Below are 24411 nucleotides of genomic sequence, written 5' to 3'. Positions count from 1 at the left end.
TTAGGTCCCTGTGTGTTGAAGATGTGTGTCCGGAAAGCGCCAGGCCTGAGCCTCTTGCGCAATGGTGTGAGCCGTGCGCGCCAGACGCGGGGCCCAGCTTTCCAGTTGTGTGAAATCGGTGGCTTGCAGTGAGCCGGTGATCGACATCGCCCCCAGCACGCGGCCGGTGCCCGTCAGGATCGGGTGCGCGATGCAGATGATGCCCGGTTCATGCTCTTCGCGGTCAAAGGCGTAGCCGCGGGTGCGAATCGCCGCGAGTTCCGCGCAGAGCGCCTCGCGTGTCGTGTAGGTATGGTCGGTAAATCGATGAAAACTCTGTTGGGCAATCACCCGCTCCAGATGCTCCTCGGGCAGGAAGGCCAGCATCGCCTTGCCGACGCCGGTGCAATAGGCCGGGCCGACCTTGCCCGCGTCCGAAAACATCTCCACCGGCTGGGCCGCGTTGCGCTTGTCGACATAGAGCACCTGGGCATTGTCGAGCTGCGCCAGGTGCACCGTCTGCCCGGTCTCGGCGCTGAGCTGGTCAAGGAAGGGCCGCGCAATGGGCGCCAGCGAGCTTTGCGTCCAGGCCGCATGCGCCAACCGCACGAGCCGCACACCAAGCGCATAGGTCTGCCGGTCCGGGTCGTATTCCAGCATGCCCTGATTCGTGAGGGTCTGGAGAAAACGGTAGAGCGTCGCCTTGGGAAAATCGCTCTCAGCCAGCAGAGTCGCGAAGCGCACAGGCTGGCCGTAGGCGGCCACCTGATCCAGAACATCTAACGCTTTGCCAACCGTGCCGTCGCCGGACATGGGTCTCCTCCCGTGATGCGCGAACCCCCTGCATTTCGGAAAATCATTTGCAAACCAGTGGCTTGCGATGCCTTCCGCCTCCTTGCAGGCTGCGCTGTGTCTTCAGTTTCCCGAAGAACACTGTTGACAGGCTAAGCAGATTGCGCTGTAGTTTTCAATATATAAAACTTGGTTCCAAATAATGAAACTTCATTCAGGCGGGATCGGGGGGACAAAAATCGCAAACGTACCTTAGGGAGGACACCATGCGTTTCACCACCAAGACAATGCTTATGGCATTGGCGGGGTCAACAATGCTTGCCGGCGCGGCTTCGGCAGAGCTGACGGGCGACCTGAAAATTTTCCTCGACACATCGAACCCGGCGCCGCGTGCGACCATGGAAGCGATGATTGCGGACTTCCAGGCCCTGCACCCCGATCTGGCCATCGAAACCACGATCATTGATCGCGACGCGTATAAGACGCAGATTCGCAACTTCCTGACCGCGGATTCGCCTGACGTGGCCACATGGTACGCGGCAAACCGGATGACGCCCTTCGTGAACGCGGGACTTTTTGAAGACGTCTCGGACCTCTGGGAAGAGCCCGAGATCGCCGAAGCGCTGGCCTCGACCAAGGGGGCGATGACCATCGACGGCAAGCAGTGGGGCGTGGCCTATACCTACTACCAGTGGGGCGTTTACTACCGCAAAGACATCTATGACGAACTGGGCCTGAGCGAGCCTGCCAACTTCGACGAGATGAAGTCCAACTGTCAGACAATCCTCGATTCGGGGCGCAAGTGCTACACCATCGGCACCAAGTTTCTCTGGACCGCTGGCGGCTGGTTCGACTACCTGAACATGCGGACGCATGGCTTTGATTTCCATATGGAATTGGCCCAGGGCCAAGTCAAATGGACGGATGACCGCGTCAAGCAGACCTTCGCCAACTGGCGCGAGCTGATCGACATGGGCGCCTTTGTCGACAACCACCAGAACTACTCCTGGCAGGAATCGCTGCCCTTCCTGGTGAACGGCGAGGCCGCTGCGATCCTGAAAGGCAACTTTGCCGTGGCGCCGCTGCGCGAAGCGGGTCTTGATGACAGCAAGTTGGACTTCTACCAGTTCCCTGAAATCACGCCCGGCATCGAGCTGGCCGAAGATGCGCCCACCGACACCTTCCACATCCCGGCCAATGCGTCGAACAAGGAAGCGGCGCGCGAGTTCCTGCGCCACGTGGTGTCGGCCAGTGTTCAGACCGAGATTAACAACGGTGAAAACCTCGGGCAGCTGCCGGTGAACTCGAAATCGGCCGTGGATGACGACAAGTTCCTCAACGAAGGCTTCGCGATGTTGTCCGAAAACTCTCCGGGTGGCGTGGCACAGTTCTTTGACCGCGACTTCCCGGCGGAAATGGCCAATGAAGCAATGCAGGGTCTGCAGGAATTCATGGTCTTCCCCGACAACCTCGACGATATCCTCAAGCGCCTCGATAAGGTGCAGGAACGCGTCTACCAATAACAAACGACTGGCCGGGCGGCTCCCAAACGCCCGGCCATCCCGCCTTTCCACCCTGCGACCCATTCGCCAGCACGGACCTGTGTTGCCGTATGCGCCGCAAGTGCCGCCCCGCACGCCCTTGCGTGCATCGCACGACTGAGGAGATGCGTCGATGACAGCCATAGACCCCACAATCGCCCCCGCGAAATCCGAGCGCGGCTGGTACAAACGCAACGAGATTGCCGTCACGCCCTGGCTGTTTCTGGCGCCTGCGATTCTGTTCTTCGCCTTCTACGTCATCTGGCCGATCTACCAGTCGATCGCGATCTCCTTCTACGACTGGGACGGGTTGGGAGAGGCGCGGTTCATCGGCATGGACAACTACGTGGAGCTGATGGACGATTCAGCCTTCGAGGTCTCGCTGTGGAACAACCTCAAATGGCTGCTGTTCTATCTGCTGGCGATCCCGGGCGGACTTTTCATCGCACTGTTCCTGAACCAGACGGTGACCGGCATCCGCATCTACAAGTCGCTGTTTTTCTTTCCCTTTGTTCTGTCGCAGGTGGTTGTGGGCCTCGTCTTTTCGTGGTTCTACCTGCCCAATGAAGGACTGCTGAACAACATCCTGGGCTTTGTCGGGATGGGGCCGATCAACGTGCTGGGCGACCCGACGATGGCCACCTATGGCATCATCGCCGCGGGCCTCTGGCCGCAGACTGCCTATTGCATGATCCTCTATCTCACCGGCCTCAACGCCGTGGACCCCGAGCAGATCGAGGCGGGACGTCTGGACGGAGCCAAGGGCTGGAAGATGCTGTGGTACATCATCATTCCGCAGCTCAAGCCCGCGACCTTCATCGCCTTTGTTGTGACGATCATCGGCGCGCTGCGGAGCTTTGACCTGATCTCGATCATGACCAACGGTGGGCCGTTCGGACAGACGCGGGTGCTGAGCTTTTACATGTTCGAGAAAGCGCTCAGCGAATATGGCTTCCGCATGGGCTATGGTGCGGCCATCGCCGTTGTGCTCTTCCTCATCATGCTGGTCTTTATCGCCTACTTCCTATGGTCGATGTGGTCCGAGGAGAAAGGCCGATGACCCGGCCCGAGTTCGATACCCTCTGTGCGGTGCATCCCGGCGCGGTGCTGTCCGGCCCGGGGGAGCTCGATGCCTGGAAGGTCGGCGGCAAGATGTTCGCCTGCTTTGGCCACACCGAAGAGCGCGCGACGAATGATGACCACGTGGTGGTGCGCTGCGCCGATACCGAGATGGCACGCATGCTGATCGAGAGCGGGGCCGCCGGAAAGCCCGCCTATTTCCGGGGTGCCTGGGTCCGTCTGGACCTACCGACGCTGGATCCGGAGGAAGCCAGGCACCGCGTTGCCGTCTCCTACACAACCATTCGCAGCGGCATGACCAAGAAGGCGCAGGCCGCGCTGCCGCCCCTGCCGGAGGAGTGCTGAGATGTTCCCGACACCGATTGAAAAAACCCCGCGTTCCTGGCAACTGACCTATCAGTCGCTGCTGCCCCTGGCGCTGGTCATGTGGCTGCTGCCGCTGATCGCCGTGGCCGTCTTTTCGGTCAAACCGGCGGTGGATTTCACCCAGGGCAACTACTGGGGCCTGCCGTCGTCTTTCGAGATGTTCAACAACTATGGGCAAGTGTTCTTCAACTCCGACATGCCGCGCTACATGCTGAATTCGGTGCTGATCACGGTGCCGACTGTGATTGGAGCGGTGGCGCTGTCGTGCCTCGCGGGTTTTGCGCTGGGGATCTACAAGTTCAAGTCGAACATCTGGGTCTTCTTCATGTTTGTGGCGGGCAACTTTGTGCCCTTCCAGATCCTGATGGTGCCGGTGCGGGACCTGACGCTCGACATGGGGCTTTACAACACCAAGACCGGGCTGGTGCTGTTTCACATCGCATTCCAGACCGGGTTCTGCACGCTCTTCATGCGCAATTTTATCCGCGCTCTACCCATCGAGTTGGTCGAGGCGGCGCGCGTGGAAGGCATCGCAGAGTGGAAGATCTTCTGGTATGTGGTGATCCCGCTGATGAAGCCCGCGATTGCGGCGCTGTCGGTGCTGATCTTCACCTTCATCTGGAACGATTACTTCTGGGCCGTGGTCTTGACCCAGGGGCCGGAAAGCCAGCCGGTCACCGCCGGCATCACCAGCTTCAACGCGCAGTTCCGCGCCGCCTATCATCTGATGAGCGCGGGCTCGATTGTGGCTGCCCTGCCCCCGGTGCTGATGTTCTTCCTGATGCAGAAGCACTTCATCGCAGGTCTGACCCTGGGGGCCGTAAAGTGACAACACACTGGCGTCTGGACGATGATCGCCAGACCTTGGTCCTTGCCTCCACAGGCGGACGCTGCCTCCAGGTGATCTACTGGGGGCCGCCGCTGCCTGAGGGGGAGGATCTGGCGCAACTGGCAGCCGCTGTGACGCTCGACGTCACCGGCGGGATGCTGGACGAGAACCCGGATCTGTCGATCTGCCCGGAAGCATCGCGCACCTTCCCCGGCCAGCCCGGGTTGATCGTGCGCGACAGCGATGGTGCGCCGCTTTTGCCCGCGTTCAAGCTGCGCGAGGTGGTCGAGGCCGGGCAGCAGCTGACCGTGATTTGCGAGGATGCCCGGAACCGGCTGACCTATACGGCAGAGTTCGTGTTGGACCCGGACACCCATGTGATTGCGCTCTCCGCACGGGTGAATTCCGACCGACCCTTGCACCTGCACTGGCTGGCCGCGCCCGTGCTGCCCGCGCCGCAGCAGTCGGATGAGATGATCGACGTGGCGGGCCGCTGGTGTGGGGAGTTTCAGCTCAACCGCACGGCCTGGTCCCCCGGCATCCGCTACCGCGAAAACCGCACGGGCCGCACCGGGCATGAGCATTTCCCCGGGCTGATCGTGCCCTGCCGGGGTGCCACCAATGCCAGCGGTGAGGCCTTTGCCTTTCACTACGGCTGGTCCGGCGGACACCGGATGATCGCGGAAGAGCTGCCCGATGGCCGCCGCCAGATCCAGTTTGGCCATGCTGCACGCATGGAAACAGCGCCGAGCACCGAGTTCCGCACGGCGCCGCTCTATGCGGTCTACTCCTCAGATGGGTTCAACGGCTGCGCGGTGTCCTTCCAGCGGCACCTGCGCGACCGCATCGTGACTTGGACACGCCCCGGACGCCCGCGCCCAGTGCACTATAACTGCTGGGAAGCGGTCTATTTCGACCACAAGCTCGACGTGCTGAAGGATATCGCCACGCGGGCAGCTGACCTTGGCGCAGAGCGTTTCGTGCTGGATGACGGCTGGTTCGGGCAACGCGACGATGACACCTCCTCGCTGTCCGATTGGGAAGTGGACCCGCGCAAGTATCCCGACGGGCTGGGGCCGCTGATCGAGCACGTGCACACGGAAGGCATGGCCTTCGGCATCTGGTTTGAGCCGGAGATGATCAACCCTGACAGCAACATCCACCGGGCGCATCCAGACTGGGCGCTGGGGGCCGAAGACCAGATCCTCGGGCGACAGCAAAAGGCCCTGAATATGGGATTGGCGGAGGTGCGCGAGTTCCTCTATGAGCGGATCTCAGCCCTGCTGAGCGCGCATCCCATCGACTACATCAAATGGGACCACAACCGCGTGCTGCCAGCACCGGACGCAGCGCAGACGCGGGGGTCTTATGCGCTGATCGACCGGCTGCGCGCCGATTTTCCGGATGTGGAGATTGAAAGCTGCGCCTCGGGCGGCGGGCGCATCGACTTCGGCATACTCAGCCGCACCCAGCGCGTCTGGCTGAGCGACAGCAATGATGCGCTGGAGCGGCTGCAGATGCAGCACAACGCCGCGCTCTTCCTGCCCGCTGCCGTGACTGGCAGCCATGTTGGCCCGCGCAAGTGCCACACCTCGGGGCGCATCCTCGACATCTCCTTCCGCGCCTGGGTGGCGGCACAAAGACATCTGGGGTTCGAGATGGACCCGCGCGAGCTGACCGAGCATGAGGCAGAGGTGCTGCGCGATGTGACCAGCTGGTGGAAGGCCAATCGCGACTGGATGTATGGCGCGGATATCCTACGGCTGGATGCGACCGACACTGCGATGATTGCTGAGCAGCAGATGACCCGTGACGGCAGCCAGTTCGTGATATTTGCAGGCAAGTCCGGCACCTCGCGCCAGATCGCGCCACGCCCCCTGCGGCTCACGCGGCTGGACCCGGAGGCGCGCTACGAGATCAGCCTGCGCAACCGGCATGAGGCCACCGAACTGTCGCGCGGCAGCCCGGCTCTGAAACAAGGGCCGCTCACGCTGACCGGGGCGGCCCTCATGCACAATGGGATCGCCCTGCCCTGGAGCTATCCTGAAACCCTATGGGTGCTGGAAGGAAAACGGCTATGACCCTTTCGCACGCGACTGACGAGGTACGCTCATGACCAAGACAGCCACATTCCACGACCTTGACGGCGTGTCGATCTACATCACCGGCGGCGGCTCAGGGATTGGCGCCGACCTGACGGATGGCTTTCTGGCGCAAGGGGCCAAGGTCGCCTTCATCGGGCGTTCGGATGCGAGTGCCTTTGTCGATGAGATGGAGGCCAAGCACGGCGTGCGCCCACTGTTCTTTCAGGGCGACATCACCGACACCGCAGGCCTGCAACGGACCATCGCAGAAGCCGCCGATGCGCACGGTCCGATCCACGCGCTGGTCTCAAACGCGGCCAATGACAAGCGGCACAGCTGGAAGGACGTGACACCGGAGGAATGGGATTTCCTGATGTCGGTCAACCTCAAGGCCTATTTCTTTGCTGCGCAAGCCGTGGCCCCGATGATGCAGGAGCGCGGCGCGGGCTCGATCATCAACTTCAGCTCGATCAGCTATATGATGGGCAACGCGGGCTACCCCGCCTATACCTCGGCAAACGGCGGCATCACCGCGATGACCCGCAGCCTCGCGCGCGAGCTGGGGCCGGATGGCATCCGCGTGAACGCGCTGGCGCCGGGCTGGGTGCTGACGGAAAAGCAGTTGGACAAATGGGCGACACCCGAGGGGCTCGCCGCACATCTGGAGCGGCAGTGCCTGAAGACCCATCTTGAGCCACAGGATATCGTCGATGCCGTGCTGTTTCTGGCGTCGAACACCAGCAAGATGATGACGGGGCAATGCATGGTCGTCGATGGCGGCGTCGTGACCACGGGATGAGCGTATGAGCGAGGAGATCGCACCAGACTGGATTGCCGTCGATTGGGGGACCACCAATCTGCGCGCCTTTGCCATGCAGGGGTCGCGTGTTCTGGCGCGGGCACAATCCGAGGATGGCATGGGGCGGCTGGCGGCCTCCGAATTCGAAGCAGCCTTGCTCCGCCTGATCGCGGGCTGGTTGGACGCGGGCAAGGTGCCGGTCATCGCCTGCGGCATGGTCGGGTCCCGTCAGGGCTGGGTCGAAGCGCCCTATCGCACAGTGCCCTGCACACCGCTCTCCGAACATCTGACCACGGCACCAACCGAAGCGGACCTGGACGTGCGGGTGGTCTCGGGCCTCTCGCAGAACAGCCCGGCAGACGTCATGCGCGGCGAAGAAACGCAAATCGCCGGTTTTCTGGCGCTGAACCCCGGTTGGGATGGTGTGCTCTGCCTGCCCGGCACGCATACGAAATGGGTGCATCTGAGCGCAGGCGAAGTTGTCAGCTTTCAGACCTTCATGACCGGCGAACTCTTTGCGCTGATCAGCGACCGCTCGGTGCTGCGCCACTCGGTCACCGGCGCGGATTGGGATGCCGAGGCCTTTACCACCGCCGTCGCCGACGCCATGTCCCACCCCGAACGTCTTGCTGCCCGCCTCTTCGGGCTGCGCGCGGATCACCTGCTGCACGGAACCGAGGCCGCCAAAAGCCGTGCCGCGCTCTCCGGGCTGCTGATCGGGGCCGAGCTTGCTGCCGCCCGCGCCTATTGGCTGGGCCAGAACATCGCCATTCTCGGCACCGGGCATCAGGCCCGCGCCTATCAATCCGCCCTGCGCCCGCAGGGACTGGAAGCGATGCTTGTCGACACGGAAAAAACAACATTGGCCGGGCTGACCGCCGCCCACAGACAGTCGAAGGTTTACACATGACCCTGCCCATCATTGCCATTCTGCGTGGCATCACCCCGCCCGAAGCCCCCGCCATCGCACAAGCGCTGATCGACGCTGGCATCACCCGGATCGAGGTGCCGCTGAACTCCCCCGATCCGCTGGAGAGCATCGGCACGCTTGTGCGCAGCTATGGCGACAATGCGCTGGTCGGCGCGGGCACAGTTCTGACGACCGAAGAAGTGAACGCCGTGGCCGAGGTCGGCGGGCGGCTCATCGTGTCGCCGAACTGCGATGTGGAAGTGATCCGGGCCAGCAAGGCGCTCGACCTGCACAGCTGGCCCGGGGTGTTCACCCCCACCGAGGCCTTCGCCGCGCTGCAGGCAGGCGCGGACGGGCTGAAGCTCTTCCCCGGCGCGATGGCGGGCACCAGCGGTCTTGCAGCCATGCGCCCGATCCTGCCCAAGGGCACGCTGGTCTATGCAGTGGGCGGCGCGGGGCCAGAGAATTTCGACCAGTGGATCGCGGCCAGCGCGGACGGCTTTGGCATTGGCTCGGCGCTCTACAAACCGGGAATGAGCGCTGAGGACGTTGCAGCACAGGCCAGCCGCATCGTCGCCGCCTACAACAAGGCGGTCGGATGAGCGCAGAGGTCTTTGACGACCGGCGCTGCATTCTGGGGGAAGGCCCGCTCTGGCACCCGGAGCGGGCGCAGCTCTTCTGGTTCGACATCATGCGCCACAGGCTGCTGAGCCGCGATGCCTCCGGCCCGCTGGAGTGGCGCTTTGACGAGCCCGTCTCTGCTGCCGGATGGGTGGACACTGACACGCTGCTCATCGCCTCAGCCAGCGGGCTCTGGCGGTTCGACCTCACAGACGGCGGCAAGACGCGTATCTGCGGACTGGAGCAGGACAACCCGGTGACCCGCTCAAACGATGGGCGCGCGGACCCTTGGGGCGGCTTCTGGATCGGCACCATGGGCCGCAACGCGGAGGGCGGCGCGGGCGCGATCTATCGCTTCTATCAGGGCAAGCTGCACAAGCTGTTCGCCGAGATCACGATCCCCAACGCCATCTGCTTTGCACCCGACCGCAGCTGCGCTTACTTCACCGACACATCGACACAAAAGGTCATGCGGTTGGCTCTCGACAGCGAAGGCTGGCCCGAAGCCGCGCCGGTACCATTCCTGGACCTCTCCACGGAGCATCTGAACCCCGATGGGGCCGTTGTGGACAAAGACGGCACAGTCTGGATCGCGCAATGGGGGGCCGCGCGCGTCGCGGCCTACGCGCCGGACGGGGCGTTCCTGCGGGCGGTTGACGTGCCAGGGGTACACGCCACCTGCCCCGCCTTTGGCGGCGCGGATTTCCGCACGCTCTACGTGACCAGCGCCCGGCAAGGCTTGTCCGCCGACGTGGCGCATGATCAAAGCCCGCATGGCCAAACTTTCGCTCTGCACAACATCGCGGAGGGGCTGCCGGAACCAAGGGTGATCCTATGAACCGCGCGTTGGGCGTTTGCTACTACCCCGAACACTGGCCCGAGGAGATGTGGCCCGCAGACGCCGCCGAAATGGTTGCGGCGGGCATCTCCTGGGTGCGCATCGGCGAGTTCGCCTGGAGCCGCATTGGGTCGGAACCGGGTGTGTTCGCCTTTGACTGGCTGGACCGCGCCATCGAGGTGCTGAGCAGCGCAGGCCTGAAAATCGTGCTCGGCACCCCTACCTGCACGCCCCCGCGCTGGATGCTGGAGCGGTTTCCCGACATGTTGGCCGTCGATGCGCAGGGCCATACCCGCGGCTTCGGCTCGCGCAGGCACTACTGTTTCAGCCATGCAGGCTACCGCGCCGCCAGCGGCAAGATCGCCGAAGTGCTGGGCGATCGCTACGGGCGTGATGCGCGCATCCACGCCTGGCAGATCGACAATGAATATGGCTGCCACGACACGATTCTCTCCTACTCGGATGCGGCGCGGGACGCGTTCCGGACGTGGCTGACAGAGCGTTACAAAAGCATCGACGCGCTCAACGAGGCATGGGGCAATGTCTTCTGGTCGATGGAGTACCGCAGTTTCGACGAGATCGACTTGCCGAACCTCACGGTGACGCAACCAAACCCAAGCCACGAGCTGGCCTTTCGCCGCTTCTCCTCCGATCAGGTGGTGGCCTATCACGAGGTGCAAGTGGCCGCCCTGCGCGCCCGAAGTGACGCGCCCCTGATCCACAACTACATGGGCCGGGTGCTGGACTTCGACCATTTCAAAGTGGGCGCCTCCATCGACATCGCCAGCTGGGACAGCTACCCAATTGGCTTCCTCTCGGACCGCCTGGAAGGCACAGCAGAGCATAAGGCGCGCTATCTCCAGCAGGGCGACCCGGACATGCAGGCCTTCCACCACGACCTCTACCGCGCCGTGGGCCGCGACGGGCGCTGGTGGGTGATGGAGCAGCAACCCGGCCCGGTGAACTGGGCGCCGCACAACCCCGCGCCCCTGCCGGGCATGGTCCGGCTCTGGAGTTGGGAGGCCTTTGCCCATGGCGCGGAGGTGGTGAGCTACTTCCGCTGGCGACAGGCCCCCTTCGCGCAGGAACAGATGCACGCCGGGTTGAAGCGGCCAGACAATGCCCCAGCCGCAGGGCTGGCCGAGGCCGCGCAGGTGGGCCGCGAAATTGCCGAGATGCCGGACATTGCCATGCAGCAGGCCCCGGTTGCGCTGATCTTCGACTACCCCTCGGAATGGGCCTGGGCGACGCTGCCGCAGGGCGAGGGGTTCAGTTACTTCCGGTTGATGCTGGATGCCTACCGGGCCCTGCGCCGCTGCGGTTTTTCCATCGACATCGTACCGTCAACCACCTCGGACCTGTCCGCCTATGCGCTGGTGCTCGCGCCCGGTATGGCCACGATGCCGGAAACGCTGCGCTATGCGCTGGCGGGCACGGTCGCGCTGGTCGGCCCGCGCAGCAACACGGTCACCGATGAGCTGCGCATCCCGACGCCGATGGGGCCCGCCCTGCCCGGCCTCGATGTCACCGCGACGCGGGTGGAGAGCTTGCCGCCTTACGTGGCGCGCGCGGTCCTGGGCGGTGGTGCGGTGCAACACTGGGTCGAGGACCTTGAAGGCAGCGCCGAGGCGCTGATCGAAGCAGAGACAGGTGAGCCGGTGCTGATGGGCGATGGCCAGATGCACTATCTCGGCGCATGGCCCAACGCGGAGCTTTGGGAGCGAATCGTACACGGCCTGGCAAAGGAGGCCGGTCTCCCGGCGCAGAATCTCCCGGAAGGACTGCGCCTGCGAGACACGGCCACCCATCGCTTCGCGTTCAACTACGGGCCGGAACCGGTCGAGTTTCAGGGCAAGATGATCGCGGCGGCAGATGTCGCGTGGTGGTCAATCTGACGCTACAGCTGTGTGCGCGGCGTCAGCCCAACGAGCGGGCGAAGGCGAGGCACCCGAGCAGCGCCGCCTCATCCTGAGTGATCAACGAGACAGGCACCGGCGCCAACGTCGATTTTGCCGACGGCGGCGCGCGCAGTGTTTCGATGAAGGTCGCGCGCGCCGGGCTGTCGAGCAGCCCGCGCACGACCGATCCGGCCATGAAAATCCCGCCTTGCGGCATGTAGAGCAACCGTAGATCCAGCACCAGCTCGCCCAGCATCCGCGCGTAGACCTTGACCGATGCAACCGCCTCCGCATCGCCGCCGTTGGCCGCCGCGATGACGTCGCGCGCGTCGATCTTCGGTTTCCCGGTCGCTGCGGCATGCAATTCTGCCAGCCCCGGGCCACGCACCGCATCCTCAGCACAGCGGACCCAGGAAGCCGGACCTTCGAGATACGCTTCGAGCAGGCGCGAGACCCGCGACGGCAGGCTGCCGAGACCGGCCTCGGCCCGCAGACATACCGCCGCGCCCGCGAGGCTGAGCACCGGGCTAACGTTGAACCCGGTTCCCACGCCAACCACCAGGCGCTGATCGCCACCGTTCAACGGCGCTTCGGTTTCAAGGACGGGTGCAAGACCGTCCGCGTCCAGGCTGTCGAGCGCATAGCCCAACGCGCTGAGATCGTTGAGCAGATAGACCCTTTGGAGCCCGTGGGCTCGCGCAAGCGCCTCGGTCTGGAACTCCCAACCCCGGTTCGTCAGGCGCGCCTTCTGGTCGGTCACCGGGCCGGCGACCGCAACGCTCAGCGCCGAAGCCGTTTCGAGCCCGATCTGCGCCAGATAGGTCTCCAGCGCCGCGTCGAAATCCGCATAATCGTCATTCTGATAGCGGCGCGTCAACTCGCTCTGAATTGCGCCCTCCCGCGCACAGGCGAAGCGGACGTTTGTACCTCCAACATCGGCGAGGATAAGGGCCATGGTTCGGTGTCCTCAGACAAATCGGTTAACGTGGTTTTCTAGAATTTCCTGCTGGCCAGAGCGCGGCTGCGGGTCGATACCGCCGCCCGCCACCTGCGCTTCGATCTGATCCAGCGTCGCGGAAGTCAGCCAGCTCTGGCCCTCAGCTGCGTCCCATCCGGCATAGCGTGCGGCACGGGCTGCTTCAAGGCCGCCGTCGTCCAGCATCGCCGCCGCGGCTTTCAGCCCGCGCGCGCAGATGTCCATGGCCCCCACATGCGCGGCGATGAGGTCTTTCGGGTCCAGGCTCTGGCGGCGCAGCTTCGCGTCGAAGTTGGTGCCGCCGGTGGTGAAACCACCCGCCTTAAGCACCTCGTAGTAGGCCAATGCCACCTCGGGCACATTGTTCGGGAACTGGTCGGTGTCCCAGCCGGACTGGTAGTCGTTGCGGTTCATATCGATGGAGCCGAAGATGCCAAGCGCCGCAGCCGTGGCCAGTTCGTGCTCGAAGCTGTGACCAGCAAGGATCGCGTGGCCCTGCTCGATGTTCATCTGGACTTCCCCTTCGAGGCCGAACTCCTTGAGGAAGCCATAAACGGTGGCGACATCGTAGTCGTACTGGTGCTTTGTGGGCTCCTGCGGCTTAGGCTCGATCAGGATCGCGCCCTTGAAGCCGATCTTGTGCTTGTAATCGACGACCATCTGCAGGAAACGCCCGGCCTGCGCGCGTTCGCGTTTCAGATCGGTGTTGAGCAGGGTCTCATAGCCCTCGCGCCCGCCCCAGAGCACGTAGTTTTCACCGCCGAGCTTGTGCGTGGCATCAAGGCAGTTCTTCACTGTCGCGGCGGACCAGGCAAAGACCTCCGGGTCGGGGTTGGTCGCCGCGCCCGCCATGAAGCGGCGGTGCGAGAAGAGGTTGGCCGTGCCCCAGAGCAGCTTAGTGCCCTGCGCGTCCATCTTCTGGCCGATATAGTCGATGATCTCTTCGAAATTGCGTTTGCTTTCGGCGAAACTGTTCCCTTCGGGCCGGATATCCGCGTCGTGCCAGCAATAGTACGGCTGCCCAAGGATTTCGAACATCTCGAACGCCACATCGGCCTTCAATCGCGCCAGGTCCATCGTGTCGCCGAACCACGGGCGCTCGAAAGTCTGTCCGCCAAAGGGGTCCCCACCCGGCCAGGCAAAGCTATGCCACCAGGCGACGGCAAAGCGCAGGTGGTCTTCCATGCGCTTGCCCGCGACCATCTCGTCGGGTTTGTAGTGACGGAAGGCCAGTTGATCGGCTGGCGCGTCGGGATTGTAAGTGACGGGCGAGATGCCAGCGAAGAAGTCGGTCATAGGGCCTCCTTGAGGGCGCGATAAGCTGCGCGATATTGCGCGTGTTTGTCCATGAATGCGGATGTCAGGCCGATCTCCGGCGCGATGGTCCGTGCGGTCGCGGGGGGCGTGGCGATCTCCGTCCCCGCGCCGGTCGCCGCCATCAGACCCAACCGCGCAGCCCCGAAGGCGCCACCGAAGTCACCCGCTTCCGGCAGGTCGATCGGCATATCGAGAAGCGTGGCGAGGGCCTGGAGCCAGTAGTCGGATTTGCTGCCGCCGCCGACGGCCACAAGCGTGTCGATCTGGGTGCCGGTGCTGCGCAGGGCATCAAGGCTGTCGCGGAACGCAAAGCTTACGCCTTCAAGCACCGCGCGGGTGCCTGCGGTACGGTCGGTGGCGTGTCCGAGGCCAAGGAACGCGCCACGGGTAGCGGCGTCGTTGTGTGGGGTGCGCTCACCACCCAGGTAAGGCAGAAACAGCGTCTCACCGGGCGCTTGCAGCGGGCCAAGATCAGCTGTGAGGCTGGCGGCATCAGACTGCACAAGGCCTGCGTACCAGTTCAGCGCATCGGTGCAGGCGAGGATCACGCCCATCTGATGCCAGGTGTCGGGCAGCGCGTGACAGAAGGTGTGCACGGCGGTGGGCGCGTCGGGCTGGTAGGCGGCGCTGGCGGCAAAAAGCACGCCGGAGGTGCCGAGCGACAGGAAGGCCTGCCCCGGTTTCACGACGCCCATACCAACGGCGGAGGCGGCATTGTCTCCGGCGCCACCCGCGACGACGACGCCTTTGGGCAGCCCCCAGCGGTTGGCAAGGGTGTCACGGAGTTTACCGGATGGCGCGGAGCCCTCGACGAGACCGGGCATCTGATCGCGGGTAAGACCGGAGGCCGTGAGCAACACGTCGGACCAGTCGCGCGCGCCGGTGTCCAGCCAGCTGGTGCCCGCAGCGTCGGACATCTCGGAGACGGCTTCGCCGGTCAGCCAAAGGCGCAGATAGTCCTTGGGCAGCAGGATTTTCGCCGTCTTCTTCCAGATCTCAGGCTCGTTCACGCGGACCCAGTCGACTTTCGGCGCGGTGAAGCCGGGAAAAACGATGTTGCCGGTGATCGCACGCCACTGCGGGTTGGCATCGAAGACGGCGGCTTCCGCATGGCTGCGGGTGTCATTCCAGAGCATACAGGGCCGCAGAACGTCGCCCGCTGCGTCAAGCAGCGTGGCGCCATGCATGTGCCCGCTGAGCCCGACGCCGCGCACCGCATCCAGCGGGTGTTGCGCGGCCAGCGCGGTCATCGCAATTTCGGCCGCAGCAAGCCAGTCCGCCGGGTTCTGCTCTGACCAGCCACTGTGCGGGCGCTGCACGGTCAGCGGCGCCGTCGCTTCCGCAACCAGCCGCTGATCCGCGTCGATCAGCAAGGCCTTCAGGCCGGAGGTGCCGAGATCGAGCCCAAGGTACATGGGTCAGGCCGCCTGATCCGGCTTCTTGCCCATGATAATCATGCTGAGGATATCGTCCTCGGTCACGTCCTCGACGCGCTCGGTCCCGATCATCTTGCCGTTTTTCATGACTGAGACGCGGTCGCAGAGCTCCAGCATCTCGCGGGTGTCATGGCTGATCAGGAAGATGCCAAGGCCTTGCTTTTTCAGCTCTTGGATGAGGTCCGCCACCATCTTGGTTTCATGCACGCCGAGGGCGGCAGTGGGCTCGTCCATGATCAGGATCTTCGCCTTAAAGTAGACCGCCTTGGCGATCGCGACCGACTGCCGTTGACCGCCGGAGAGCGCGCTCACCGGCTCCTTCAGCTTGCGGAAATTGGGGTTGAGCCGCGCCATGATCTTGGCCGTCTCGCTTTCCATCTTGGCATCATCGACGAAGCCCGCAGCGGTCGTCAGCTCTCGCCCCAAAAAGAGGTTCGAGGCCGCATCGAGATTGTCGGCCAGCGCGAGCGTCTGGTAGATCGTCTCGATGTTGTAGTCGCGTGCGTCGCGCGGGCTCTGGATGTTGGCTTCCTTGCCTTCGATCCATATCTCGCCGCCGTCCTTCTGATAGGCGCCCGAGAGGATCTTGATCAGCGTCGACTTGCCCGCCCCGTTGTGACCCAGAAGGCCAACAACTTCACCGGGATAGAGATCAAGGCTCACGTGATCCACGGCGCGAATGCCGCCGAATGAGATCGAAATATCCTTGAGCTGGACAAGCGGGGTTTGAGATGTGTCTGTCATGGTCTGCGCCCTCACTTGGATCTGCGGCGGTAGAGGATGTCGAGGTAGACGGCGAGCACGAGGACCGAGCCGACAACGACCTGTTGGATGGCGGCGTCAAAGCCGATGAGCACCATGCCCGTCTGCAGCGATTGCATCACGAGCGCGCCGAGGATGGCGCCGTAGATGGTGCCCACCCCACCGGCAAGTGATGTGCCCCCGATCACGGCGGCGGCGATGACGTAGAGCTCGTCCAACGTGCCGAGAGCGTTGGTGGCCGAGCCGAGACGTGCCGACGCAACCACGGCGGAAAGACCGGTGAGCGCGCCCATCAGCGCGAAGATCTTCACGGTCATCCAGCGGGTGTTGATGCCTGCAAGCTCTGCTGCCTCGGGGTTGCCGCCGATGGCATAGACATAGCGGCCAAAGCGGGTGCGCGACATCAGAATGGTCATGAAGATGGCGACAGCGATCAGGATCAGGACCGGGATGGCGAAACCATGGGATATGAAGAGGCCACCTTCGGGCACGGTGATGCCTTCGGCCTCAGCATAGCGGCGCACGATGCCGCGCGGCCAGGGGTAGGCATTCACCAGCAGCACCGCACCGATCACAGCGCCACAGCCGACGATGGCAAGGAAGGTTTCCGCCCAGACCGGCCGCTGCGCGATGTGAAACGTGGTGCGCTTGCGCCGGCCCATCAGAATGAGACCGAGCACGGCGATACAACCGAGGATGCCAACAATCCAGCTGCCGGTGGCGCCGATAGCTCCGTAGGGCCCGCCGCCCATGAGCCGGAAGGTTGGATCAACGGGCGAGATCGTCTCGCCGCGCGCGACGAGGAAGGCAGCGCCGCGCCAGACCAGCAGCCCGCCCAGCGTCACGATGAAGGCCGGGATCTTGCCGTAGGCGATGAGCGCGCCGTGAAAGGCACCGATGAAGCTGCCGCAGAGGATGCCGATGATCACCGCGATGATCCAGATCATCGGGTGGCCAAGGCCGAGGAACTGCGGCAGGATATTGACCTGCACAACCCCCATGACAATCGCGCAGAAACCCAGCATCGAACCGACCGAGAGGTCGATGTGGCGGGTGATGATCACCAGCACCATACCGGTCGCCATGATCCCGATGGAGGCCGTCTGGACCGAGAGGTTCCACAGGTTACGCGGGGTCAGAAACGCGCCGAAGCCGTTCACCAGCTGACCATAGACGTGAAACCCGATCCAGATGATCGCCAGCGCGCCGAGCATGCCCAGCAGCCGGGTGTCGAGCTCGGTCTCGCGGAAAAAGCGCGCGATTGCGCTCTCGCTGTCTTTGGTGGTGCCCGGTGGTTGCGTTGTTTGATCGGTCATGGTTCAGCGCGTCCCTTGCGAGATGTACGGGTCCTGTCCGCACAGTGATCGCGCGGGGACAGCTACATCCGGCAATTCAGAAAGTTCGAAAAGAGCCGGGCGCGGCGGTGCGCGCCCGGCAGATGGTCAAGGATCAGCAGCCGTCAACGCCGTCCATGGCGCCGGCACAGGCCTTGTCCTTCGCGATATGGCCCGCATTGATGGCCGCGCTCAGGTTGTCCTTGGTGATCGGGGTCGGCTCAAGGAAAATGGCAGTCATCTCCACGCCGTTCTCGCCGCCGGACCATTTCACAGCGCCGTCGATGTCGCCCATCGCGGTGCCATTGGCCATCGCAACCGCGATTTCGGCAGCCGCAGCCCCGAGTTCGCGGGAGTTCTTCCAGACCGACACGGTCTGCTCGCCGCGGGCCACGCGGTTCAGTGCGGCATGGTCACCGTCCTGCCCGCCGACCGGCACGCTCAGACCCTGAGCCGACAGCGCGGAAATCACGCCACCGGCCATACCGTCGTTCTGGGACAGAACCGCGTCAATTTCGTTGTTGTTCGCGGTCAGGATCTGTTCCATGTTTTTCTGCGCGTTGTCCGGCTTCCAGCCATCACTGAAAGCTTCGCCGACGATCTTGATCTCGCCGCTCTCGACCTTGTCGCCGATCACTTCCATCATGCCTTCCAGCAGAAAGCCCGCGTTCGGATCGCCTTTGTCACCCTTGATGATCGCGAAGTTGCCCGACGGCTGCGCCGCGGTCACTGTCTCGGCGATAATCCGGCCCACGCCCTTGTTGTCAAAGGTCAGGTAGAACGTGCGGTCGTCTTCGATCAGACGGTCGTAGCCCACAACCGGGATACCTTCCGCATCGGCCTTGTCGACCGCGGGGCCAATCGCATCCTTGTCCATCGCGAGGATGATCAGCGCGTCAGCGCCTTGGGCGATCAGCGCTTCCACATCGGTGAGCTGTTTGGCCGCAGATGCCTGCGCATCCGCCGAAATATAGGAAGCGCCCGCCTCTTCAAGCGCGGCCTTGATCGCGGCTTCATCTGTCTTCCACCGCTCTTCCTGGAAATTCGACCAGCTCACGCCGACCGTCAGGTCCTGCGCAAATGCAGCGGTACTCAGGGCTGCCGAGACGGCCAGGCCCATAATCATCATCTTCTTCATTGTATCCTCCCGATGGGACAGTTCTGTTGACTGTTGATGCCCGTTTCTAACTTGGCATGCGCAAAAGGATTGACTGTTTTAATTCAGCTGTCAAAATAAATTTATGCAGTATGAGCTAAAATATCGGGCATATCCTGATTTATCGGCGGATTTTTGTGAAAATCCCGTCTGTTTTGCATTGTTATTTTCGGGACGTGAATAAATGAACGTGGAGATTTCACAGCCTGATCTCGGGGATGCGCCGGTGGGATGTGGTCCGATTCGCCCCGAATCGGAGGCGCCGAGCACCTCTCTGCTCCATCGCGTCTTCGAATCTGTCCGCTCGGCGGGGCAGATTTCACGCATCGATCTGGCCAAACAGCTGAAAGTGAGCCCGGCCTCCATCACCGCGCTGGTGGGGGAGCTGCTGGACCTTGGCCTGTTGCAGGAAGGCAGCGACGCCACGCGCAGCACCTCCCGCGGGCGACCGCCCGTGGCGCTGTCGGTGCAACCGGATGCGGGCTATGTGGTCGGGATCAAACTGGCGCGCGCCCAGCATACTGCCCTTCTGGTGGACGCGGCAGGCCAGCCGCTGGCACAGGCGAGCCTCGCCTGCATCCCGCAACGACGCTCGATAGAGCAGATCCTGATCGAGACCGGTCATGTGCTGGATGCCCTGCTGGAGGAGGCCGGGCTGGCGCGCGCCGATATCGCCTGCATCGGCCTTGGCATGCCGGGCATGATCGACCACGCCAGCGGCCAGATGGTCTGGTCTCCCCTGCTTACCGAGGCGGACAGACCCCTGCGGGCGCTCGCCGAGGATGCCTTTGGCGTGCCGGTGGCGGTCGACAATGACGCCAACCTCGTCACGCTGGCCGAGCTTTGGTTCGGCAAGGGGCGCGCCATGGCGGATTTCGCCGTGGTCACCATCGAACAGGGCGTGGGCATGGGGCTGGTGATCAATCACCGGCTCTACCGCGGCGCGCGCTCGCTGGGCATGGAACTGGGCCACACCAAGGTTCAGATGGACGGCGCGCTGTGCCAGTGCGGCCAGCGCGGGTGCCTTGAGGCCTATATTGCGGACTATGCACTGGTGCGCGAGGCCTCCACGGCCCTTGATCCGTCGAATTCGGACGCAACCGCCCCGGATGTGATGCTGCAACAGCTCTACGAGCAGGCGAAGGCCGGGAACGAAGCCGCGCGGGTGATTTTCCGCCGCGCGGGTCGGTTTCTGGCGCTGGGGCTGGCCAATCTGGTGAACCTTTTCGATCCCCCGCTGATCATCCTTTCGGGCGAGCGGATGCAGTACGACTACCTCTACGCCGATGAGGTGTTGCGCGAAATGCATACACTGACGTTGAACCGCGATGCCGCCCCGCAAAAGGTCGAAACCCATGCCTGGGGTGACCTGATGTGGGCTCATGGGGCTGCGGCACTGGCGCTGTCGGAAATCGCCGATGCGATGGCGGAGGGGCGCGGATGAGGGTGCTATTGCTCTGCCTGCTGGCGCAATCCGCCGGCGCCGAGGTGCTGTTTGACGACCTGTCAGCCAACCTGCCCCCGCACCAATACACCGGCGGGTGGGAGCATTTTGTCGGCGGCGGTGTGGCTGTCTTCGATTGCAACGGGGACGCGCTGCCTGATCTGCTGGCGGCGGGCGGTGAAAGCCCGGCGACCCTGATGATCAATCAGGGGGCCATGCAATTTGCCGCCGCCCCCCTGCCCACTTTCACGGGCACAACCGGTGCCTATCCGCTGGACGTTGATGGCGATGGGCATCTGGATGTGATGCTGCTGCGCGTGGGCGAAAACCAACTGCTGCGTGGTGATGGTGCCTGCGGCTTTACTCCCGCGAACGAGACCTTGGGCTTTGACGGTGGCGGCGCCTGGTCCACCGCCTTTTCAGCCACATGGGAGGCCCCTGGTCCGGTGTTGGCCATTGGCAACTACGTGGACCGCGACGACCCCGAGGGCCCTTTCGAGGCTTGCGATAACAATAGCCTGCACCGCTGGCAGGGCGACGGGTTTGCCGCCAGCCCCCTCTCTCCGGGGCACTGCGCGCTCTCCATGCTCTTTGCGCGGGATGCCAGCGGGACCAAACGCCTGCGCATCTCCAACGACCGTCATTACTATGTGCGCGACGGGTCTGAACAGATGTACGATCTGGCGATGGGGCGTTTTCTCGGGCCGGACGACGGGTGGGAAACCGTGCGCGTCTGGGGCATGGGCATCGCCAGCCGGGACATCACCGGCGACGGACGTTCCGAGGTGATGCTGACCTCCATGGGCGACCAGCTGATGCAGATCGCTGGCGAAGACGGGCTGTACAGCCGCGCGCCCTTTGGCCTTGGCACCTACGCGCAACGGCCACATGTGGGCGATGACGGGCGCCCGTCGACCGGATGGCATGCTGAATTTGCAGATGTGAACAATGACGCAGCACCTGATCTCTTCATTGCCAAGGGCAATGTGGACCAGATGCCAGGACTGGCCATGGAAGACCCCAATACACTGCTCATTCAGCAGGCCGACGGCACCTTCAAGGAACGCTCGGTCGAGGCAGGTGTTGCCACGGTGGCGCGGTCGCGGGGGGCTGCTCTGACCGATCTGGACGGCGACGGGCGGCTTGATCTGGTGGTGATGAACCGGCGCGCGCCGATGGAGCTTTATCGCAATGTGACCGAAGGCATGGGCCATTGGCTGGCGCTTGAGCTGCGTATGGAAGGCGCCAACACCCATGCCGTGGGCGCGCTTGTCGAACTCACTGCGGGCGGTGTGACGCAGGTGCAGGAGCTCACCGTGGGCGGTGGCCACGCGGGCGGGCAAGCGGGGCCTTTGCACTTCGGGCTGGGGACAGCGACATCCGCCGACGTGACCATCACATGGCCGGATGGGCAGATCACGCAGCGCCGGGATTTAGCCGTCAATCAGCGCCAGACCCTGCGCCCCTAGCGGTCGACAGGCAGCCCGCTCGGCACGGTATCCGGCACGCCCAGGCGCCCCTTCAGGGCCACCGGGTCGCCCAGCGCCGCCAGAAACGCAACCAGCGCGGCGATATCATCGGGGGTCAGGCCCTGCGGCGGCAGGGTGACGGCAGCCCGCAACGCCGCCTGCTCTGCCGGGTCGTCCATATGCCGCCAATCTTCCGCCCCGGGCAAATCAGGGAGCGTCACCGACGCAGGATCGAAGCGGTCAAGAGCGTCCCTCCCCGCCATATGATCCGCGATAAACTGGCTCAGATCGGCATGACTGCCGGTGTGCCCGTAAGGTCCGGTGTGCAGCACGTTGCGCAGGGAGGGCGTGCGGAAGGCATAGGCGTCTACGTCCCGCCCGGTCACCCGCATGCGCCCCACATCCCGTGCGTGGCTTTCGAACCGCGCCGCCTTGCCCGGCCCGAACTGCGGCACGCCCATGGCGTGGAAGCCGTGGTCCGTCTGAAAGGGGCCACTGTGGCAGGCACTGCATCCCGCCGCACCATAAAAGAGGTCCATGCCCAGTTGGGCCTGCGGCGGCAACTCGGTCTCGCCGCGCAGGTGGGTGTCAAAGGTGCTGCCATCCGCGCGCCATTCAAAGGCGACAAAGGCGGCGATGGCATCGGAGATGTCCGTAAAGGTCAGCGCCTCCGCTTCTGGAAACGCGGCCGCGACCAAGGGGGCATATCCGGGGGTTTCCGCCACCCTTGCGCTGAGCCTGGACCATGCGCCATCCGGTCCGGTGATCCGCCCCTGCCGCACCGCCTGGCTGATGTCATTTTCGCTATAATGACCGGCCATCTCATCAGCGCTGAGCACCGGGAACATCGTCTGGGCGGACAGAAGGTTGGCGAACCCTTGGGTCATCTCCGCCCCCATGGGCGTGCGCAGACCGCCGGGCTTGTCGGGGTCCACCTCGATGCGGCCATCATGGAACATAACGGTAAATTCCCGCGCGCCGAGATTGAAAAGCGCGGGCGCGTTGCGCGGGATACGCTGTTCGGGGATATTATCCGCTGCGATCTTGCGATCCGGGCCGAGCCCCACAGCCCCCTCGCCCAGCGACAGGGCAACGCCATCCGCGGTGGCGAATTTCGGGTGGTGGCAGGTGGCACAGGAGATGTTGCGATTGCCCGACAGGATTGGGTCGTAAAACAGCATCTGGCCCAGACGGACCTGATCCACATCGAGGGGCATGAAATCGGCATCTGTCACCGGCGCGGGCAAGTCCGCCGCCGCTGCCGAGCCGATCATCACGCCCAAAACCCATCCACAAAAACGCATCAATACAACCCGAAATACTCTGCCTGTTCCCAATCCGAGACATGCGCCAGATACCGTTCCCACTCGGCCCGTTTGATCCGGACCAGATAGTCCACGACCTCTGAACCCAGTGCCGCCCGGTAGAACGCCGATGTCTCAAAGGCATCAATGGCAGCGCCGAGAGAGCGCGGCAAGGCCTCTGCGCCGGCGCCATGCGGGTTTTCAACGGGCGGTGGCGGCGTGCGCCCATAGGTCAAGCCGTCCAACCCGCTGAGTATCTGGCTGGCGAAGGCATAGTAGGGGTTGGCTGCCGTCTCGGGCACACGGTTTTCAATGCGCGAAGCGCGGTCGCCCGGCGCCATGATCGCACGCAGCATGGCACCGCGATTGTCATGCCCCCAAACCACCCGGTCAGGTGCCAGCTTGTAGGGTTGGTACCGTTTGTAGCCGTTGACCGTCGGTGTGGTCAGCAAACAGCTTTCGGCGGCATGCTCCAGCAGCCCGGCAATCCAGCCCGCCGCATGGGTGCTGAGGGTTCCGTCGGGCTGCGGCATCATCAGAGGCGTACCCATGGTGTCGAACAGTGACTGATGCAGATGCCAGCCGGAGGCGCAGCCGTTGTCCAGCTTTGGCCGGCTCATGAAGGTTGCATGCAGCCCTTCCTGTGCGCAGACTTCTTTGACCAGCGTGCGCAGCATCATCAGGTTATCCGCATGCGTCATCGGGTCCGCCGGATCGAAGGTGAATTCGAGCTGGCTCGGGCCCATCTCGACCTCCATGGACCGCAAGGGCAAGCCAATGGCCTGAACCGCACGGCGCAACATCTCGGAAACGGGTTCCAACCGGGCGTAAAGCGTCTCTGTCAGGAACTGGTAGCCGGGGGCGAGATTGCGGGTGACCGGCGGCGCAGGCGGCATCGTGGCATCACCATGCTCCAGCGCGGGGTCGGTGATCTCGAAAACGTGGAATTCCACCTCCAGCCCCACCTGCATTTGCAGGCCCGCGTCCGTCAGGGCCTGCACCGCACGGCGGAGAACTGTGCGCGGCGCAAAGGGAAGGGCCGCACCGGATTTCATCACCGCATCGCAGAGAATCCACGCAGACCCCGGTGCCTGTGGCAAGTGCCGAAACGTCGACGGGTCCGGGACAAGCAACACATCCCCTGCGCCCTGCACCGGGCTGTCGCCCGCGCCGTCCCACACTGGATAAACGGTGCGGTGCGAGGTGTCTTTCAGAAAGAGCGTCGAGGGGACAGAGATGCCAGCGGTAAAGACAGAAGCCAGCGCCGAAGCCACAAGTGTCTTGCCCCGCAACACCCCATGCTGATCGGGGAAGAGAACGCGCACCGTTTCCAGATCGTTGCCCTGCAGATCGGCCAGCAACGCCTCTGCCGCTGCCACCGCATCTGCGGCCAGCAGACCGGTTTGCGCCAGCCTGCCCTGCGAAATCCCCGCATTCCCGCTCACATGTCCTCCTGTCCCCGAGAGAGCCTAGCCC

At 63.8% G+C, this 24411-nt stretch carries 21 protein-coding genes; 12 read left to right on the top strand and 9 right to left on the bottom strand.

Going from position 1 to position 24411, the window contains the following annotated elements; translation table 11 throughout:
- Entirely contained in the window at nt 1–792 is a 792-nt protein-coding gene (locus ISX84_RS03950; RefSeq protein WP_195819005.1) for an IclR family transcriptional regulator, read from the bottom strand.
- A gap of 245 nt (nt 793–1037) precedes the next feature.
- On the opposite strand from ISX84_RS03950, the gene ISX84_RS03945 reads away from it, so the two are divergent.
- The 10 genes from ISX84_RS03945 (at nt 1038) to ISX84_RS03900 (ending at nt 11734) form a co-directional block, all read left to right on the top strand.
- The gene (locus ISX84_RS03945; RefSeq protein ID WP_195819004.1) at nt 1038–2294 is read left to right on the top strand and encodes an ABC transporter substrate-binding protein; all 1257 of its coding nucleotides are present in this window, start codon (nt 1038–1040) and stop codon (nt 2292–2294) included.
- A gap of 151 nt (nt 2295–2445) precedes the next feature.
- Nucleotides 2446–3372 (top strand): carbohydrate ABC transporter permease, encoded by a 927-nt coding sequence (locus ISX84_RS03940; protein WP_195819003.1) that lies wholly within the window; start codon nt 2446–2448, stop codon nt 3370–3372.
- Nucleotides 3369–3737, top strand: coding sequence for an MmcQ/YjbR family DNA-binding protein (locus ISX84_RS03935; protein WP_195819002.1), 369 nt, complete (start codon nt 3369–3371; stop codon nt 3735–3737). The genes ISX84_RS03940 and ISX84_RS03935 overlap by 4 nt, the downstream gene beginning before the upstream one ends.
- Before the next feature lies 1 nt (nt 3738).
- Nucleotides 3739–4587: a carbohydrate ABC transporter permease gene (locus ISX84_RS03930; protein ID WP_195819001.1), complete on the top strand. Its 849-nt coding sequence runs from the start codon at nt 3739–3741 to the stop codon at nt 4585–4587.
- Nucleotides 4584–6668 carry an alpha-galactosidase gene (locus tag ISX84_RS03925; RefSeq protein ID WP_195819000.1) on the top strand — a complete coding sequence of 695 codons (2085 nt, stop codon included), beginning with the start codon at nt 4584–4586 and terminating at the stop codon, nt 6666–6668. Before ISX84_RS03930 ends, ISX84_RS03925 begins: the two co-directional genes overlap by 4 nt.
- Before the next feature lie 31 nt (nt 6669–6699).
- A complete protein-coding gene (locus tag ISX84_RS03920; RefSeq protein WP_195818999.1) occupies nt 6700–7470 on the top strand; it encodes an SDR family NAD(P)-dependent oxidoreductase in 771 nt (256 codons plus the stop codon).
- Nucleotides 7471–7474: 4 nt separating this feature from the next.
- Nucleotides 7475–8380: a 2-dehydro-3-deoxygalactonokinase gene (locus ISX84_RS03915; protein WP_195818998.1), complete on the top strand. Its 906-nt coding sequence runs from the start codon at nt 7475–7477 to the stop codon at nt 8378–8380.
- Nucleotides 8377–8982 (top strand): 2-dehydro-3-deoxy-6-phosphogalactonate aldolase, encoded by a 606-nt coding sequence (locus ISX84_RS03910; RefSeq protein WP_195818997.1) that lies wholly within the window; start codon nt 8377–8379, stop codon nt 8980–8982. Before ISX84_RS03915 ends, ISX84_RS03910 begins: the two co-directional genes overlap by 4 nt.
- Nucleotides 8979–9839, top strand: a complete 861-nt coding sequence (locus tag ISX84_RS03905; RefSeq protein WP_195818996.1) for an SMP-30/gluconolactonase/LRE family protein — start codon at nt 8979–8981, stop codon at nt 9837–9839. The genes ISX84_RS03910 and ISX84_RS03905 overlap by 4 nt, the downstream gene beginning before the upstream one ends.
- A complete protein-coding gene (locus tag ISX84_RS03900) occupies nt 9836–11734 on the top strand; it encodes a beta-galactosidase (RefSeq protein ID WP_195818995.1) in 1899 nt (632 codons plus the stop codon). The genes ISX84_RS03905 and ISX84_RS03900 overlap by 4 nt, the downstream gene beginning before the upstream one ends.
- Nucleotides 11735–11756: 22 nt before the next feature.
- Here the strand turns inward: ISX84_RS03900 and ISX84_RS03895 are convergent, their stop codons facing one another.
- From ISX84_RS03895 to ISX84_RS03870, 6 genes are all read right to left on the bottom strand, one after another.
- A complete protein-coding gene (locus tag ISX84_RS03895) occupies nt 11757–12692 on the bottom strand; it encodes a glucokinase (protein ID WP_195818994.1) in 936 nt (311 codons plus the stop codon).
- Between the two features lie 12 nt (nt 12693–12704).
- The gene (xylA, locus tag ISX84_RS03890; protein ID WP_195818993.1) at nt 12705–14009 is read right to left on the bottom strand and encodes a xylose isomerase; all 1305 of its coding nucleotides are present in this window, start codon (nt 14007–14009) and stop codon (nt 12705–12707) included.
- Complete coding sequence (gene xylB / locus ISX84_RS03885) at nt 14006–15445, bottom strand: xylulokinase (protein WP_195818992.1); 1440 nt, start codon at nt 15443–15445, stop codon at nt 14006–14008. The genes xylA and xylB overlap by 4 nt, the downstream gene beginning before the upstream one ends.
- 3 nt (nt 15446–15448) lie before the next feature.
- Entirely contained in the window at nt 15449–16210 is a 762-nt protein-coding gene (locus ISX84_RS03880) for an ATP-binding cassette domain-containing protein (RefSeq protein ID WP_195818991.1), read from the bottom strand.
- An 11-nt stretch (nt 16211–16221) separates the two neighbouring features.
- Nucleotides 16222–17544, bottom strand: coding sequence for a sugar ABC transporter permease (locus ISX84_RS03875; RefSeq protein WP_195818990.1), 1323 nt, complete (start codon nt 17542–17544; stop codon nt 16222–16224).
- A gap of 133 nt (nt 17545–17677) precedes the next feature.
- Nucleotides 17678–18700 carry a substrate-binding domain-containing protein gene (locus tag ISX84_RS03870; protein WP_195818989.1) on the bottom strand — a complete coding sequence of 341 codons (1023 nt, stop codon included), beginning with the start codon at nt 18698–18700 and terminating at the stop codon, nt 17678–17680.
- A gap of 202 nt (nt 18701–18902) precedes the next feature.
- Between ISX84_RS03870 and ISX84_RS03865 the strand changes: the two genes are divergently transcribed.
- Both ISX84_RS03865 and ISX84_RS03860 read left to right on the top strand, forming a co-directional pair.
- Nucleotides 18903–20162 (top strand): ROK family protein, encoded by a 1260-nt coding sequence (locus ISX84_RS03865; RefSeq protein ID WP_195818988.1) that lies wholly within the window; start codon nt 18903–18905, stop codon nt 20160–20162.
- A complete protein-coding gene (locus tag ISX84_RS03860) occupies nt 20159–21631 on the top strand; it encodes a CRTAC1 family protein (RefSeq protein ID WP_195818987.1) in 1473 nt (490 codons plus the stop codon). Before ISX84_RS03865 ends, ISX84_RS03860 begins: the two co-directional genes overlap by 4 nt.
- Here ISX84_RS03860 and ISX84_RS03855 read toward each other — a convergent pair.
- Both ISX84_RS03855 and ISX84_RS03850 read right to left on the bottom strand, forming a co-directional pair.
- Nucleotides 21628–22935 (bottom strand): cytochrome-c peroxidase, encoded by a 1308-nt coding sequence (locus tag ISX84_RS03855; RefSeq protein WP_195818986.1) that lies wholly within the window; start codon nt 22933–22935, stop codon nt 21628–21630. The two genes, ISX84_RS03860 and ISX84_RS03855, sit on opposite strands and share 4 nt — an antisense overlap.
- Nucleotides 22935–24380, bottom strand: a complete 1446-nt coding sequence (locus ISX84_RS03850; protein WP_195818985.1) for a glutamine synthetase family protein — start codon at nt 24378–24380, stop codon at nt 22935–22937. The genes ISX84_RS03855 and ISX84_RS03850 overlap by 1 nt, the downstream gene beginning before the upstream one ends.
- Nucleotides 24381–24411: the final 31 nt, after the last annotated feature.

Origin of the sequence: Roseobacter sp. MH60115 (genome assembly GCF_015644665.1) — a bacterium.
Taxonomy (GTDB): Bacteria; Pseudomonadota; Alphaproteobacteria; order Rhodobacterales; family Rhodobacteraceae; genus Roseobacter.
This window is presented reverse-complemented; position numbering and strand designations above follow the sequence as displayed.

Bases quoted from the DNA above. Each gene is read 5' to 3' on its own strand.
- ISX84_RS03950 (WP_195819005.1), bottom strand. From the start codon at position 792: ATGTCCGGCGACGGCACGGTTGGCAAAGCGTTAGATGTTCTGGATCAG.
- ISX84_RS03945 (WP_195819004.1), top strand. From the start codon at position 1,038: ATGCGTTTCACCACCAAGACAATGCTTATGGCATTGGCGGGGTCAACA.
- ISX84_RS03940 (WP_195819003.1), top strand. From the start codon at position 2,446: ATGACAGCCATAGACCCCACAATCGCCCCCGCGAAATCCGAGCGCGGC.
- ISX84_RS03935 (WP_195819002.1), top strand. From the start codon at position 3,369: ATGACCCGGCCCGAGTTCGATACCCTCTGTGCGGTGCATCCCGGCGCG.
- ISX84_RS03930 (WP_195819001.1), top strand. From the start codon at position 3,739: ATGTTCCCGACACCGATTGAAAAAACCCCGCGTTCCTGGCAACTGACC.
- ISX84_RS03920 (WP_195818999.1), top strand. From the start codon at position 6,700: ATGACCAAGACAGCCACATTCCACGACCTTGACGGCGTGTCGATCTAC.
- ISX84_RS03915 (WP_195818998.1), top strand. From the start codon at position 7,475: ATGAGCGAGGAGATCGCACCAGACTGGATTGCCGTCGATTGGGGGACC.
- ISX84_RS03910 (WP_195818997.1), top strand. From the start codon at position 8,377: ATGACCCTGCCCATCATTGCCATTCTGCGTGGCATCACCCCGCCCGAA.
- ISX84_RS03905 (WP_195818996.1), top strand. From the start codon at position 8,979: ATGAGCGCAGAGGTCTTTGACGACCGGCGCTGCATTCTGGGGGAAGGC.
- ISX84_RS03900 (WP_195818995.1), top strand. From the start codon at position 9,836: ATGAACCGCGCGTTGGGCGTTTGCTACTACCCCGAACACTGGCCCGAG.
- ISX84_RS03895 (WP_195818994.1), bottom strand. From the start codon at position 12,692: ATGGCCCTTATCCTCGCCGATGTTGGAGGTACAAACGTCCGCTTCGCC.
- xylA (WP_195818993.1), bottom strand. From the start codon at position 14,009: ATGACCGACTTCTTCGCTGGCATCTCGCCCGTCACTTACAATCCCGAC.
- xylB (WP_195818992.1), bottom strand. From the start codon at position 15,445: ATGTACCTTGGGCTCGATCTCGGCACCTCCGGCCTGAAGGCCTTGCTG.
- ISX84_RS03880 (WP_195818991.1), bottom strand. From the start codon at position 16,210: ATGACAGACACATCTCAAACCCCGCTTGTCCAGCTCAAGGATATTTCG.
- ISX84_RS03875 (WP_195818990.1), bottom strand. From the start codon at position 17,544: ATGACCGATCAAACAACGCAACCACCGGGCACCACCAAAGACAGCGAG.
- ISX84_RS03870 (WP_195818989.1), bottom strand. From the start codon at position 18,700: ATGAAGAAGATGATGATTATGGGCCTGGCCGTCTCGGCAGCCCTGAGT.
- ISX84_RS03865 (WP_195818988.1), top strand. From the start codon at position 18,903: ATGAACGTGGAGATTTCACAGCCTGATCTCGGGGATGCGCCGGTGGGA.
- ISX84_RS03860 (WP_195818987.1), top strand. From the start codon at position 20,159: ATGAGGGTGCTATTGCTCTGCCTGCTGGCGCAATCCGCCGGCGCCGAG.
- ISX84_RS03855 (WP_195818986.1), bottom strand. From the start codon at position 22,935: ATGCGTTTTTGTGGATGGGTTTTGGGCGTGATGATCGGCTCGGCAGCG.